At 62.7% G+C, this 14,163-nt stretch carries 13 protein-coding genes; 9 read left to right on the top strand and 4 right to left on the bottom strand.

The features are described from left to right. Positions 1 to 154 precede the first annotated feature (154 nt). Complete coding sequence (locus K3179_RS13155) at positions 155 to 2,908, top strand: DUF3857 domain-containing protein (RefSeq protein WP_221566196.1); 2,754 nt, start codon at positions 155 to 157, stop codon at positions 2,906 to 2,908. A gap of 9 nt (positions 2,909 to 2,917) precedes the next feature. Here the strand turns inward: K3179_RS13155 and radC are convergent, their stop codons facing one another. Beyond that, on the bottom strand, positions 2,918 to 3,616 hold the full coding sequence (radC, locus tag K3179_RS13150; RefSeq protein ID WP_221566194.1) for a RadC family protein: 699 nt from the start codon (positions 3,614 to 3,616) through the stop codon (positions 2,918 to 2,920). Positions 3,617 to 3,669: 53 nt separating this feature from the next. Here radC and K3179_RS13145 point away from each other — a divergent pair, with 53 nt between their 5' ends. The 8 genes from K3179_RS13145 to K3179_RS13110 all read left to right on the top strand — a co-directional run bounded on the left by K3179_RS13145 (position 3,670) and on the right by K3179_RS13110 (position 10,318). Continuing rightward, positions 3,670 to 6,912: an intermembrane phospholipid transport protein YdbH family protein gene (locus K3179_RS13145; RefSeq protein ID WP_247713050.1), complete on the top strand. Its 3,243-nt coding sequence runs from the start codon at positions 3,670 to 3,672 to the stop codon at positions 6,910 to 6,912. Positions 6,913 to 6,965: 53 nt separating this feature from the next. Then, a complete protein-coding gene (locus K3179_RS13140) occupies positions 6,966 to 7,160 on the top strand; it encodes a YnbE family lipoprotein (RefSeq protein ID WP_221566304.1) in 195 nt (64 codons plus the stop codon). An 11-nt stretch (positions 7,161 to 7,171) separates the two neighbouring features. Beyond that, on the top strand, positions 7,172 to 7,564 hold the full coding sequence (locus tag K3179_RS13135) for a YdbL family probable chaperone protein (RefSeq protein ID WP_221566192.1): 393 nt from the start codon (positions 7,172 to 7,174) through the stop codon (positions 7,562 to 7,564). 180 nt (positions 7,565 to 7,744) lie between these two features. Then, positions 7,745 to 8,065: an AtpZ/AtpI family protein gene (locus K3179_RS13130; RefSeq protein ID WP_221566190.1), complete on the top strand. Its 321-nt coding sequence runs from the start codon at positions 7,745 to 7,747 to the stop codon at positions 8,063 to 8,065. Between the two features lie 51 nt (positions 8,066 to 8,116). Next, positions 8,117 to 8,908: a F0F1 ATP synthase subunit A gene (locus K3179_RS13125; RefSeq protein WP_345723013.1), complete on the top strand. Its 792-nt coding sequence runs from the start codon at positions 8,117 to 8,119 to the stop codon at positions 8,906 to 8,908. Between the two features lie 40 nt (positions 8,909 to 8,948). Continuing rightward, positions 8,949 to 9,176, top strand: a complete 228-nt coding sequence (locus K3179_RS13120; RefSeq protein WP_006832363.1) for a F0F1 ATP synthase subunit C — start codon at positions 8,949 to 8,951, stop codon at positions 9,174 to 9,176. Positions 9,177 to 9,258: 82 nt separating this feature from the next. Further along, entirely contained in the window at positions 9,259 to 9,753 is a 495-nt protein-coding gene (locus K3179_RS13115; protein ID WP_221566188.1) for a F0F1 ATP synthase subunit B family protein, read from the top strand. Then, complete coding sequence (locus K3179_RS13110; RefSeq protein WP_221566186.1) at positions 9,746 to 10,318, top strand: F0F1 ATP synthase subunit B; 573 nt, start codon at positions 9,746 to 9,748, stop codon at positions 10,316 to 10,318. Before K3179_RS13115 ends, K3179_RS13110 begins: the two co-directional genes overlap by 8 nt. 105 nt (positions 10,319 to 10,423) lie before the next feature. Here K3179_RS13110 and K3179_RS13105 read toward each other — a convergent pair whose 3' ends face one another. The 3 genes from K3179_RS13105 to rpsA all read right to left on the bottom strand — a co-directional run bounded on the left by K3179_RS13105 (position 10,424) and on the right by rpsA (position 13,995). After that, a complete protein-coding gene (locus K3179_RS13105; protein WP_221566183.1) occupies positions 10,424 to 11,398 on the bottom strand; it encodes an NADPH:quinone oxidoreductase family protein in 975 nt (324 codons plus the stop codon). A 4-nt stretch (positions 11,399 to 11,402) separates the two neighbouring features. Then, complete coding sequence (gloB, locus tag K3179_RS13100; protein ID WP_221566180.1) at positions 11,403 to 12,158, bottom strand: hydroxyacylglutathione hydrolase; 756 nt, start codon at positions 12,156 to 12,158, stop codon at positions 11,403 to 11,405. Positions 12,159 to 12,291: 133 nt separating this feature from the next. Then, a complete protein-coding gene (gene rpsA / locus K3179_RS13095; RefSeq protein ID WP_221566178.1) occupies positions 12,292 to 13,995 on the bottom strand; it encodes a 30S ribosomal protein S1 in 1,704 nt (567 codons plus the stop codon). Positions 13,996 to 14,163 lie beyond the last annotated feature (168 nt).

The following is a 14,163-nucleotide window of genomic DNA, read 5'->3' as shown; positions in this document are numbered from 1 at the left end:
GAGGGGCGGCATGCATTCGAAATATTGGTGAACAGGCGGTTTCACGCAGTCACTCACTGTCGTTGCATGTGCTTCGAATTGCGGTAAGTTGTTCTTCATGAACGATCAGACGATACTTCGAACTTCGCGAAAAACCCTCGCCGCATCGGCCGCGATGGCAGTCATTCTGGCGGCGCCCGCCAATGCAGGCGATGCCATTCTTTATGGGCCGGCCCCCGAATGGATCGACGCGGCATCGCTCGACCTGGTGGATGTGGAGGACGGTCCGTCGTCGCTTATCTACGACTGGCAGCAGCGTCTCGAGAATGGTGTCGTCACCGAATACGAAGACAGCGCGATCCGGATCGACAACCCCGAATTGCTGATGGACCACGGGACGATTTCCCTATCCTGGCAACCGGATAAGGGCGACCTGACGGTGCACCGCGTCGAAATCATTCGCGCCGGTGAGCGTATCGATGTCATCGAGGGCGGTACGGAATTCGAGGTGATCCGCCGCGAGCGTGGGCTGGAGCAGCGCCTCCTAGACGGGCAGCTTACCGCAACGCTTGCCGTATCGGGTTTGCAGGTCGACGACATCCTGCGCGTGACGCATTCCGTCACCGTGGACGACCAGGCTCTCGGCGATGAAATGCAGGCGTCGCAATACCTTTTCCAGGAGCCGTGGCAGGTCGGATTCTCCCGCGCGATCGTCAGCTGGCCGCAGAACGATAAGGTATACTGGCGGGCCGAAGATGTAGCCGGAGTAGAGCCTCCTGTAGTTGTAGACGGCTACAATACGCTCACAATCGCGCTGCCGATCGACGAGCTCCCCGAGATGCCGGGCGACGCGCCGTCGCGGTTCAATCGCGATCCGATCTTGCGGGTCGGAACCTTCGCGGACTGGCAGCATCTCTCGCGGGCATTCGCTCCGCATTACGGGAAGGCGGCGCAGGTCGCCGAAGACAGCGAAGTCGCTGCCAAGGCGCGCGAGATCATGGCGGCTGCCAGCGATCCGCTGGAGCGCACGGTGCTTGCGGTGCGGCTGGTGCAGGACGAGGTCAGCTACCTGCTCAACGGTCTCGACGGCGGCAATTACATGCCGCAGTCGGCGGATGAAACCTGGGAGAAACGGTACGGGGACTGCAAGGCGAAGTCGGTCCTGCTGTATTCCCTGCTGACGCAAATGGGTATCGAAGCGATCCCGGTGCTCGTGTCTACACAGGGCGGCGATGCCATTCCCGAGCTTCTGCCGATCCCCGGCAATTTCGATCATATGATTGTGCGCGCAAACATCGGCGGCACGGATTACTGGCTCGACGGGACGAGCACGGCGACGCGCCTGTCCAACATCGCCGACGTACCGGCATTCTTCTATGCCCTGCCATTGCCGGAAGCGGGGGCGGACCTCGTCCCGATGACGCAGCGGCGCAAGGCGTCGCCCGACATGGTGATGGAGGCCACCACCGATTATTCGGCCGGGATCGATTTTCCCGCGCTCTTTTCACTGACGATGCGGATCTCGGGACCGCAGGGCGCAACGCTCAGGGCGGCGGCGGACGAAGCCGACGAGGAGCAGCTCAAGCGGTTCGCTTCGAGTTTCGCGTCGGGGCCGGGCGGGGCGCTGACATCGGTTTCCCTCTCCTATGACGACGACCGGGCCGTAGGCATCCTGACCGCCGAAGGCATCATGGCCAGCGACTTCTCCTGGACTGACGGCCGTATGCGTCTCGCATCCGACCAGACCGACAAGTTCGCCTTCAATCCCGACCGTGCGCGTGCGGAATGGCGCAATATCCCGGTCCAGACCGGCGGGCCGCAATACAACCGCGTCAACGCCTCCGTCATCCTGCCGGAGGGGATGGACGATTTCGAGGTGACGGGCGACGCCGTAATCGACGAAGGCTTTGCGAACACCGCCATCTACGGCACGCGCGCTATCGAAGGGAATGTCATCCGTTTCAGTGTCGACGTTTGGAACGACCTGGGCGAAATCCCCGCGTCCGAGCTTCCGGCGCATAAGCGCAAGGTGCGCCAGCTCAACGCGCTGGAGGCCGAGGTACTTGCGCCAGAGGATTTCGCATGGCGCTGGGAAGTCGATAGCGCCACGCTGGCCAAGCGCGTGAAACCACTCCTCGATGCCTATGACCGTGCGGTGGATTTCTCGGCCGCCGACGACTGGGGACCGCTTACCCAGCGGGCAACCTTCAAGGCGCAGATTTTCGACTGGGAGGGGGTGCTCGCCGACCTCGACACGCTCATCGCCAACCAGCCGAGCGCATATCTGCACAGCTGGCGCGGCGGCGTTCACGAGGCGCTCGGCGATCGGGCAGCCGCAATTGCCGATGCACAGGCCGCCTACGACCTGGATCCGAGCACGTATTTCGCGCTCAATCTCGCAGAGCTGCTGGCTTATGGCGGGAAGCGCGACGAGGCACTCGCCCTGCTCGAAGACCTGCCGGTCAGCGACGACGAGGAAGGCTCCTATGCCAGTACGTTCGCGACTGTGGCCGGGCTTGCCGGGCGGACGGACGATGCGATCGCGGCGCTGGAAGAGCAAGTGGCCGACAAGCCGACCAATGCGTCGGTCCTGAATGCCGATTGCTGGTTCCGCGGGCTCTTCAATGTCCAGCCGGAAGGCGCCCTGTCCTCCTGCACGAAAGCAATCGAACGCGCGACGAACAGCGCACCGATGCTCGATAGCAGGGCAATGGTCAGCTACCGGATGGGCGATTACGACGCGGCGTTAAGCGACCTAGACAGCGCGCTGGAATTGGCGCCGGGCCTCTCCGCCTCGCTATACCTTCGCGGGATCGTGCGCCTTGAAAAAGGTGACAAGGCCGGACGTACCGATGTCGAGCGGGCGCTGCGCATGGCACCGGAGCTGGCCGCCAAATACGCGATGCACGGGGTCGTCCCCAAGGACTGAGGCTGCCGCCTAGATCAAGCCCTTGGCGCGCAGCGATACGTGGCTGCCGCGCCCCATGATCACGTGGTCGTGCACGGTGATGTTCAGCAGCCGTCCCGCCTCGGCGATGCGGTTGGTGATCTGGATGTCGGCACGGCTGGGTTCGGGGTCGCCGCTCGGGTGGTTGTGGACCAGGATCAGAGCGGACGCGCCGATGTCGAAGGCCTTGCGGATAACCTCGCGCGGATGGATCGCAGCCTCGTCGATAGACCCTTCTGCCGCCAGGTGGTCGAGGATAAGCCGGTTACGGGTGTCCAGGTAAAGCACGCGCACGCGCTCGTGCTTCAGATGGCTCATGTCGATGGCGAGATAGTCGATCAGCGCCTGCCAGCTGCCAAGGACCGGTTTCTGTTCAATCGCCCCGCGCGCCATGCGGCGGGCCGACAAGGCGATGGCGTGCAGCGTTGCGGCGCTGGCTTCGCCCATTCCCTTGACCTGTGCCAGTGCACCCGGATCGGCATTCAACACGGCTGAAAAGGATCCGAACCGTTCGATCAGGCGCTTGGCCAACGGCTTCGTATCCCCCTGCCGGAATGCGCCGAACAGCAGGTATTCGAGCAGTTCGTAATCGGCCAGCGCTTCTGCCCCCCCGTTGAGCAGGCGGCTTCTCAGCCGCTCGCGATGACCCGCGCCGGCGTGCGGTTTTTCCTTGTTGCTATCCTGCGACAAATCCGACCCCCGAAGCGCGACCTTTCAAATGCTTGCATTGCCTTCGCGTTGCGATGGGCGCAAGTGTGCTCGCGATGGAAGAGGTCGCACCGCCCAAAAATTCCGATTCCCGGCCGCGGTGGCGCAAGAAACGCTATGCCGCGCCCGGCCTCACGCTGCTGGTGCTGCTGGTTCTTTCGCTGACCGCGTGGTCGAGCCGCGAGTCCATCGCCGACGACTTCATCCGCGACCAGCTCGATGCTTACGGTATCGAGGCGACTTACGAGATCGAGAGGATCGGCCGGCAGACGCAAATCCTTCGCAACGTCGTGGTCGGAGATCCTGACAGGCCGGATTTTACGGCCGAGAAAGTCATCCTCCAACTGCAGCACCGGATCGGATTGCCATCGGTCGGCAGCGTCGAGCTGGTCGCACCGCGCTTGTTCGGCACATATCGCGACGGGCAGCTGAGTTTCGGCTCGCTCGACCCGATCGTCTTCGACGACAGCGGCGAATCAACCGGTCTGCCCGATCTGAACCTGTCTATCCGCGATGGGCGCGGCCTGATGGAAACCGATTTCGGCAATGTGGGGCTGAAACTGGAAGGCTCGGGCCCCTTGCGCGACGGTTTCGAGGGTATGCTTGCGGCCAATGCGCCCAGCTTCGCGGTCGCTGGCTGCGATCTGTCGCGTGCGACGCTGTTTGGCGGGATTAGTACGGTATCGGGCGCACCCGCCTTCGATGGCCCCCTGCGGATCGAACAGCTCGCCTGCGCGGACCAGGGCGTGTCGGTCGCGAATATCGCTTCTCAATTGGAGGTGGAGCTCGAGCCCTCGCTGGCCGATCCGAAGATTGCCGCGCGGTTCGATACCGATGCCGTTACGCTTCCGGGAGTGGTTGCCCAATCCCTGTCCGGCAATCTGCGCGTGCAGATGAGGGATGCCGATCTCGCCGGAAGCTACACGATCGCTGCGCGCGGTGTTGCGAACGAACAGGTCATGGCAGCCCTGCTGACCGTCGATGGAGACATTCGCGGCAGGAATGGCTTCTCGCGGCTCGAAATCGACAGCGCTGTAGAAGGCAATGGCCTGCGGCTCGGTCCTTCGCTGATCGCCTCTGTGGAAAGCCTGGCGAATACCGGCGAGGGCACGCTTGTCGAACCGATCGCACGGAAGATCGCCGCTGCACTGCAGGCACAGACCAGGGGCAGCTCGCTCCGGGGACGCGTTCGTGTGAGCCGTACGGACGATGCGCTGACCCTCCTCGTTCCCGAAGCCGAAGTTCGTGGAGGGCAGGGCGCAAGGCTGCTTTCCGTCTCGCGGTTCGAGGCAAGTACGCAGGGCGATGCCCCGATGCGTTATTCGGGCAATCTGGCGACCGGAGGGCCGGGCATTCCGCGCATTTCCGGACGGATGGAGCGCCGGACCCAGAGCGGCCCTGCATTCCGCCTATCCATGGCGCTTTACGAAGCGGGTGTCGCACGGCTCGCCATTCCGAGCCTGTCGATCGTCCAGTCCGACCGCGGCGCACTCGGCTTTTCGGGTGAAGTGGAGGCTAGCGGACCGCTCCCCGGCGGCGCAATCGACAGCCTCTCCATGCCCGTGTCAGGCAGGTACGAACCCGGTGGAAACCTGGCGCTATGGCGGGATTGCACGCGATTGGCCTTCCGCCGGGTCGCGTTTTCGAACCTCAATATCGAAGGTCCGGGCCTGACCCTATGCCCGCCGCCGGGCAAACCTATCCTCGCTTACGGGGCGGGAGGCCTGCAGCTCGCTGCGGGTGCGCCCCAGCTCAATGTGAAGGGGACCCTCGCGGACACGCCGATCAGCATAGCGAGCGGGCCGGTCGCTTTCGCATGGCCCGGCGTGGTGAAGGCGCGCGATCTCGATATCGTGCTCGGGCCCGACGGCACGGCTAGCCGCTTCGCAATCACCGACCTCGACGCGCGGCTTGGCGACGACATTGAGGGAAGTTTCTCCGATGCGGAGATCACCCTTGCATCCGTGCCACTGGATATTCGCGAAGCGCGCGGCGCATGGTCCTATTCGGGCGGCGTATTCGCCATCGCCGATGCCGCGTTCCGCCTGCTCGACAGGGCGGAGCCAGACCGGTTCGAGCCGCTTGCAGCGCGCGAGGCATCGCTTGCCCTGCGCGACAATCTCATCACCGCCCAAGCCGACCTGCGCGAACCGGAGAGCGACCGTCTCGTTACCGCAGTGGATATCGACCATAATCTCGGCACGGGCGCAGGTTCGGCCCGGCTCGTGGTGGACGACCTGCTGTTCGACGACCGGCTGCAATTCGCGGACCTGACGCCGCTTGCGCTGGGGGTTATTGCCAATGCGGACGGTTCTATCGACGGAGTGGGGCGGATCGCCTGGTCCGCCGACGGCGATGTGACGAGCAGCGGCGAGTTTTCGACCGACAGCCTCGACTTCGCCGCCGCCTTCGGCCCCGTAAAAGGCGCGAGCGGGACCATCCGTTTCACCGACCTTCTCAATCTGACGACGGCGCCGGGCCAGAAGCTTCGCGTGGCCTCGATCAATCCTGGCGTCGAGGTGCTGGACGGCGAAATCGAGTTCGCGCTGCGAAATGGAGAGGTGCTCGCTATCGCCGGAGGCAGCTGGCCCTTCATGGGCGGACGCCTTGTTCTGAGGGACTTCGACTTCAACCTCGGTGTCGAGGAAGAGCGTCGCTACGTCTTCGAGATCATCGGTCTGGAAGCGGCACAGTTCGTGGCGCAAATGGAACTGGAGAATATCTCCGCTACCGGCACCTTCGATGGCACGGTCCCGATCGTCTTCGACAGCGACGGCAATGGCCGCATCGACGAAGGCATCCTCATTTCGCGTCCGCCGGGAGGCAATCTCTCTTATGTCGGCGACCTGACCTATGAAGACCTCTCGGCAATCGCCAATTTCGCCTTCGATGCGCTGCGAAGCATGGATTATTCGCAAATGCGTGTGGTCATGGAAGGGCCGCTGGCCGGCGAAATCGTCACCCGCGTGCGCTTCGACGGCGTGCAGCAGGGCGAGGGCGCGAAACGCAACATCGTCACCCGCCAGATCGCCAAGCTGCCGATCCAGTTCCGCATCAATATCCGGGCCCAGTTCTACCAGCTGCTGACCTCGATGAAGGCGCTCTACGACCCTTCGGCCGTCCGCGACCCGCGCGAGCTTGGCTTGCTCAGCGACGACGGGCAGCGCCTGCTGCGCCGCTCGATCACCGGCGAGGAAGCCGGACCCGAAATCGACCCGGAAGACATCATTCCGGATGAACCCACCATTCAGGACCAGGAAAGCGAGGATGCGCGATGATACGAGCATATTTGACTGACCCTTCGCCCCTTGCGACAAGCAAACTCATGCAGATGACGGGGGCCACGATAGGCAGACGGTTATTGGCGATTGCGGCGGTTCCGCTCGCGCTGGGAGGGTGCATCACAGTCGAGGCACCGACCGAGCCGATCGTGATCGAGCTGAACGTCAATATCCGCCAGGAAGTGATTTACCGGCTTGCCGAAGATGCCGGCGATACGATCGAGAATAATGCGGATATCTTTTGATGGGTGAACATATGACCAGGTCGATTATCAGGACTGCCCTCGGTGCAGCTGCCTTCGCAACCGCGCTTGGCGGCATCGCCGCGCCCGCTTTCGCACAGCGCGATCCCGCCTATGCCGCGGCGCGCGCGGCCGGGCAGGTCGGTGAGAAGATGGACGGCTATCTCGGCATCGTCGGTGCGGAAACCGCCGAACTGCGCCGCATCGTCAACGATATCAACATCAAGCGCCGCGCCGTCTATGCAGAGCGCGCGCAGGCGAACAATGCCACGCTGGAAGAATACGCGCTGACGGCCGGTTGCCAGGCGATTCTCGCCACGTCTCCGGGCGAAAAATACCAGGCCCCCGACGGTACCTGGCAGACCCGCACCAGCGCCGCACCGATGCGCGATTCGCGTTGCCCCTGAGGCCGATTGGCGGCGACATGGGGCGGGGCGCCTGCGGAACGCTAGTCACTAAGTCCTAGAAACGCGCAATTCACACCCCCTTCGTGTTGACTCGCCAATGCCCCCCTTCTAAGGGGGCGGCGCCCTTGGCGGGCAAGTCCCTGCGCGTGCCGCGCAACCCCCTGTAGTAAGGAGCAAGGCATGAGCGAAGACGAACCCGCACGGGAACCCATCGAGGAGGATGCGCGGATCGACGCGCTGGAAAAGCGGCTAGCGGCCGCCCAGCAGCGCGAAGAGCAGCGTAACCGACCCCAAGGCTCCGGCGCCGATGCGAATTATCGCAGTGGAAACCGGGTGTTGGCGGACCTGCTCGGAGGGATCCTTGGCGGTACGGTGATCGGATATGCCATCGGCTATTTTACCGGCACCAACCCGTGGGGTCTGTTGGTCGGGCTGTTCCTCGGGATAGTCGTGGCTTTCAGGAACATCATCCGCGCGGCAAATCAGGGCCCCGGCGAATAATCCGCAAGGATTTCCGGGGCTTTCGTTACAGGATTTGAAGGACTAACTGACGTGGCAGCCGAACAGGCCAAAGTCGATCCGATGTACCAGTTCACCATCAAGCCGCTCGGCGGTTCGGATGAGTGGGCGCTGGGCGAAGGCTTCAATATCGCCTTTACCAACAGCGCAATGTGGATGCTCATCACGACCGTGGTGCTCTTCCTCTTCGTGCTCGGCGGAATGAGGCGTCAGCTGGTTCCGGGCCGCTGGCAGATGATGGTGGAAACCTTCACCGGCTTCATCGACAACATGCTCGAAGCGAACATCGGCAAGGCGGGGCGCAAATACGTGCCTTACGTCTTCAGCCTGTTCATGTTCATCCTCTTCGCGAACCTGCTCGGTCTCCTGCCGCTCGGCATCGTGGGCGTTCACCCGTTCACTTTCACGAGCCACTTCACCGTTACCGGCGTGCTCGCGATCATCAGCTTCTCGATCGTCCTGCTGGTCGGTTTCTGGAAGCACGGCTTCCACTTCTTCAGCCTGTTCGTGCCGCACGGCACGCCGCTGCCGATGATTCCGGTCATCGCACCGATCGAATTCATTTCCTTCATGGTTCGCCCGTTCAGCCTGGCTCTGCGACTGTTCGTTGCAATGATGGCCGGCCACGTCCTGCTGGAAGTCCTTTCCAGCTTCGTGATCGACGGCACCAATGCAGGCGTGGGCTTCGGCCTTCTCGTCGGCCTCCCAAGCTTCATCCTGATGATCGGCATCTGCGCGCTCGAACTGCTCGTCGCCGGCATCCAGGCCTACGTCTTCGCGCTGTTGACTGCACTGTACATCAACGACGCCGAAAACCTTCACTAAGACCTTTCAACAATACACGTTTTTCCCAAAGGAGTTTGTCATGGAAATGGAAGCTGCAAAGCTCATCGGTGCGGGTCTCGCGGCGATCGGTGCCGGTATGGCTGCGATCGGCGTTGGTAACGTCTTCGGTTCGTTCCTCGAAAGCGCGCTGCGCAATCCGGGTGCTGCCGACGGCCAGCAGGGCCGCCTGTTCATCGGCTTCGCCGCTGCCGAGCTTCTCGGCCTGCTGGCGTTCGTCGTTGCCATGATCCTGATCTTCGTCGCTTAATCGACGACAATCGAGATCGCGCCGGTCGGGTCTGACCCGGCCGGTGCATTGAATTTCCCGTACCCGCTTTTCGAGAGCTGAGATGCCACAGATAGCACAGCTTGCCGACACATGGTCCAGCCAGGTCTTCTGGTTGCTCGTGTTCTTCGGCATCACTTTCTTCGTCGTCGGCAACCTCATGGTGCCCAAGGTGATGAACACCGTCGCCGAACGCGATGGCCAGATCGCTGCCGACCTCGCCGCTGCCAAGGCCGCGCGCGATGCTGCCGACGAGCAGGAAGAAGCATGGCGGGTGCGTGAGAACGAAAACCGCGCTGCCGCGCAGGCAATCGTTGCCAAGGCCAAGGACGACGCTGCTGCCAAGTCCGAAACGAAGCTGAAGGCGGCGCAGACGCGTATCGACAAGAAGCTGGCCGATGCGGAAGCGCGGATCGGTGAGGCCCGCACCCAGGCGCTGGCCGAAGTCGAAAGCGTTGCCGTCGAAGCGGCGCAGGACATCGTCAAGACGCTCGCGGGCGTGAAGGTGACCAAGCCTGTCGCGACCAAGGCGGTGAAGGAGGCCATGGCAAATGGCTAACACGACTGTTCCCGAAGTGTTTGCGACCGAGACGCCCGAAGCGACCGTCGAGATCGATGCCGGTGCAGGCAAGCATATAGAGCCGATGCTGTGGGGTCTTGCACCCTATCAGTGGGTCTCGATCTCCATGCTGGTCCTGCTCCTGTTCGCCTTCTTCGGTGCCAAGGTGCACAAGACGATTGCAGGCGGCCTCGACGGCAAGATTGCTGCGATCAAGCAGCAGCTCGACGAAGCCAAGCAGCTTCGCGCCGAAGCGGAAGCGCTTCGCAAGGAGTATGCCGACAAGATTGCCGGTGCCGAAAAGGACGCCGAAGCCATGCTTGAAAACGCCCAGCATGAAGCCGACGCGATCCTCGAAAAGGCGGAAGCCGACAGCAAGGCAATGGTTGAGCGCCGCAAGCGCATGGCCGAAGACAAGATCGCCGCTGCCGAGCGCGAAGCCGTCGAAGACGTGCGCAATCGCGCAGCGCTGGCGGCCACTTCGGCCAGCCGCAAGCTCATCGCAGAAAAGCACGACGCGGAAGCGGACAAGGCCCTGGCCGATAAGGTTATCGCCGGGATCTGACCTCGCTCTCAAGCGACACGGAATTAGCGCGTGAAGCCTCGGGTTTCGCGCGCTTTTTCGTTGTCTGATTGGAAGGGGCCGGGCTGGCGGTTCGGGAAGCGTAGATCAGGGTTCCAGCACGATCTTTCCGAAGACTTCGCCCGACTGCATCGCCTCGAAGGCTTCCCGCCATTGCGACATCGGCAAGATACGGTCGATATGCGGCGTGATCCTGCCGGTGCTGGCCAGATCGTTTAGCTCCCGAGCGATCCGCCCGCTTCTCTCGGGGAAGCGGCGGCTGTATTCGCCCGCTCTCACACCGACGATTGAGAAGCCCTTGATGAGGGGGATGTTTACGGCGATTTCGGGAATGCGTCCCGCCACGAAGCCGACGACCAGCAGCTTGCCGCCAAAGGTGACGCAGCGTGTACTCTCGTCGAAGACATCGCCACCGACAGGATCGAAGACGAGGTCGCAAAGCCGCCCGTTCGTGAGCGCCGCCACCTCCTCGCGAAAGCGGCCCTGATTGCTGATAACGGCGTCGGCACCGGACACTGCAGCCAGGCGGTCCAGCTTGCCTGCGGAGTGGGATGCCGCGATCACTTTCGCTCCGAGGGCCTTCGCGAGATCGCATGCAGCCAGGCCGACACCGCCACTAGCCCCATGCACCAAGACGGTCTGGCCAGCCTCCAAATTGCCCAATTCGACTAGCGCGACATATGCAGTCTGATAGGCGGCGCTCAACGCTGCGGCCTGCGGGAAGTCCAGCCCCTCGGGCATATGCCTGAGGGCCGCGGCGGGCAGGGCGATGGCCTCCGCAAAGGCGCCGGTCTTGGCACCGCCCATTACCCTGTCACCCGGCACGAACCCGCTGTCCGGCTCCACCTCGATGACCTCGCCAGCCATTTCCAGGCCGGAAATGAACGGCAGTTCCGGTTTGAACTGGTACTTTCCTTGCGTCATCAGCAGGTCTGGATAGTTGAGCGATGCAGCGCGGACGCGGACCAGCACGTGGCCTTCTGGCCGCAGCGGTTCCGCGAGATCGACCAATTCGACGCCGGACAGGTCGGCGGTCAATTTTTCGACGACGACTGCTTTCATCGGGTCAGAAATTGTCCTTGGCGGCTCTTAGCGCGGCGAAGGTTTCTGCCGGAGAACTTCCTCCCCAGCGGTCCCGCAATTCCGCACTGTCTGCGCGCAGGAAAGGATTGGTGGCCAGTTCTCGCCACAGGACTGTAGGGACCGTCGCTTCGCCCTTGGCGCGCTTCTCTTCGACACGCGCTGCGTAAAGCTGGAGTTCGGTATTGTCCGGATCCGCATGCAGGGCGAACTTGGCGTTCGCGGCGGTGTATTCGTGCGCGCAGTAAAGCTGGGTATTGTCGGGCAGTTGGCGGATACGGTCGAGGCTGTTCCAGAATTGCTCCGGCTCGCCCTCGAACATCCTGCCGCAGCCCAGCGCGAAAACGCTGTCACCCACGAAGGCGGTGTCGGCTTCGGCGATATGGTATGCGATATGCCCGTTGGTGTGGCCCGACACATCGATCACGCGGGCCTTCCAACCGCCGAGCTCGACGCTGTCGCCATTGCCGACCACCCGGTCGATCGGGCTCAACTTCTCGACTTCCTGCGGAGCAATGACCTTCGCCCCTGTCGCCTCGACGATAGCCTTGTTCCCGCCTGCATGGTCGGGATGCCAGTGGGTGTTCCAGATCTGGGTGATGGTCCAGCCCTTGGCCTCAGCCTGCCGCAGATATTTTGCCCCGTCTGGCGTGTCGATCGCCGCGGTCTCACCGCTGTCGGGATCGTGGAGGAGGAATCCGTAATTGTCGGACAGGCAGGGGAACTGGTGAACTTCTAACATGTGTCTCGGTCTGTCCTAACGCTGCGCTACTTTAGGACAGGGAACGTAAGCTCCCCGGCACCAAAGGGAAAGGCCCGCCTGCTCCTAAGAGCAAGCGGGCCTTCCTGATCAGCCTTGAGAAGGCAGGAAGAGCTTAGTCTTCCTTCTTCTTCAGTGCTTCGCCGAGGATGTCGCCGAGCGATGCACCTGAATCCGACGAACCGAACTGTGCAACCGCTTCCTTCTCTTCCGAGATCTGGCGGGCCTTGATCGAGAAGGTCGGCTTCTTCGAACGATCGAAGCCGGTGACCATGGCGTCGACCTTCGCGCCGGGCTGGAAACGGTCGGGACGCTGTTCGTCACGATCGCGGCCGAGGTCCGAACGCTTGATGAAGCCGGTTGCGCCATCTTCGCCGACCTGGACTTCGAGACCGCCATCGCGGACTTCGAGGACGGTGACGGTGACGACCTGGTTCTTGCGGAGCGAGCTGCCTGCGCCTGCTTCGGTCGGAGCGCCCTTTTCGAGCTGCTTCATGCCGAGGCTGATGCGTTCCTTCTCGATGTCGACGTCGAGAACAACGGCTTCGACTTCCTCGCCCTTGCGGTGCAGGGCAAGCGCGTCTTCACCCGAGATGCCCCATGCGATGTCGGACATGTGAACCATGCCGTCGACGTCGCCCGGAAGGCCGATGAAGAGGCCGAATTCGGTGGCGTTCTTGACTTCGCCCTGGACCTTCGAGCCGACCGGATGTGCTTCGGCGAACTCTTCCCACGGATTGCGCTGGGCCTGCTTGAGACCGAGCGAAATGCGGCGCTTCTCGCTGTCCACTTCCAGGACCATGACTTCGACTTCCTGCGAGGTCGAGACGATCTTGCCGGGGTGGACGTTCTTCTTGGTCCAGCTCATTTCCGAAACGTGGACCAGGCCTTCGATGCCTGGCTCGATTTCGACGAATGCGCCGTATTCGGTGATGTTCGTAACCGTTCCGGTCATCTTCATGCCGACCGGATACTTCGCTGCGACACCGTCCCACGGATCCGATTCCAGCTGCTTCATGCCGAGGCTGATGCGCTGGGTGTCTTCGTTGATGCGGACGATCTGGACGGTCACGGTCTGGCCGATTTCGATCATCTCGCTGGGGTGGTTGACGCGCTTGTAGCTCATGTCGGTGACATGGAGCAGGCCGTCGATGCCGCCGAGATCGACGAATGCACCGTAGTCGGTGATGTTCTTTACGACGCCGTCGATGACCTGGCCTTCAGCCAGCTTGTCGATCAGTTCGCTGCGCTGTTCCGCACGGGTTTCTTCCAGCACGGCGCGACGCGAGACGACGATATTGCCGCGACGACGGTCCATCTTCAGGATCTGGAACGGCTGCGGCATGTCCATCAGAGGGGTGACATCGCGCACGGGGCGGATGTCGACCTGCGAACCGGGCAGGAAGGCCACGGCACCGTCGAGGTCGACGGTGAAGCCGCCCTTGACGCGGCCGAAGATGCGGCCGTCGACGCGCTTGCCTTCGCCGAACTCGCTTTCGAGCTTGTCCCAGGCAGCTTCGCGACGTGCGCGATCGCGCGACAGCATGGCTTCGCCGTCGGCGTTCTCGATGCGGTCAACGAAAACTTCTACTTCCGAACCGACCTTGAGGCCGTGATCGTCTTCGCCGCGCATGAATTCCTTGAGGTCGACGCGGCCTTCGCTCTTCAGGCCGACATCGATGTGCGCCATGCCGTTTTCGATGGCAGTGACGGTGCCCTTGACGACGCGACCTTCGAAGCCGCCGTCATCGGCGCCACCGAGTTGCTCGTCGAGCATTGCCGCGAAATCGTCGCGGGTGGGATTGGCTGAGGTTGCCATAGTTTGTGTAGTCCTAACGTTCGTTTTGCTACCGGCCACCGGTTTTACCGGGGTCTTTCTCCGTCTGCCTGTGCACCATTGCACGGGCCGTACGGGGCAAGAGGGCCGTGATCTCCGCAGAGCCGTATGCCGCTGCGAAGGTCCATCGAATCCAGCAGGTTTCGTGAA

This window comes from Qipengyuania intermedia (assembly GCF_019711615.1).
GTDB classification, from domain to species: Bacteria; Pseudomonadota; Alphaproteobacteria; order Sphingomonadales; family Sphingomonadaceae; genus Qipengyuania; species Qipengyuania intermedia.
The sequence above is the reverse complement of the archived record's forward strand: the minus strand, read 5'-3'. Positions and strand labels throughout refer to the sequence as shown.